Source organism: Erwinia sp. S43 (assembly GCF_016624745.1).
Taxonomy (GTDB): domain Bacteria; phylum Pseudomonadota; class Gammaproteobacteria; order Enterobacterales; family Enterobacteriaceae; genus Erwinia; species Erwinia coffeiphila.
In genome coordinates this window covers 1-322 of sequence record NZ_JACVTX010000077.1, presented here as the reverse complement: position 1 = coordinate 322, position 322 = coordinate 1, and the positions used below count along the sequence as shown (strand labels likewise).

General features: G+C 62.1%; 1 protein-coding gene. It reads right to left on the bottom strand.

Going from position 1 to position 322, the window contains the following annotated elements:
* Positions 1 to 322, bottom strand: a 322-nt coding sequence (locus IBT47_RS26845) for an Ig-like domain-containing protein (RefSeq protein ID WP_200564299.1), incomplete at both ends; no start/stop codon positions are given.

Here is a 322-nt window from a genome sequence, read left to right as displayed (position 1 = left end):
CGTGGTATCGCCCGCTTCAACGGTTGCCGGTTCGGACGGATTGCCCGCTTCGTCGGTCTGGGTCACGGAGAGGGTTTCGCCGTTGGTCTGAGGGATACTCAGATTCACGGTGAAGTTGCCGTCTTCGCCCACCACCGCGCCAGGGAGGCTGATCACGTTGCCATCAGCATCACGAACGGTGATAGAGGCACCCGGTTCACCGGTACCGGTGATGCTCAGGCCATCTTCCGCCACGGTCAGATCGTCAACCTGTGCCGGAGGTGTGGTATCACCCGCTTCAACGGTTGCCGGTTCGGACGGGTTGCCCGCTTCATCGGTCTGG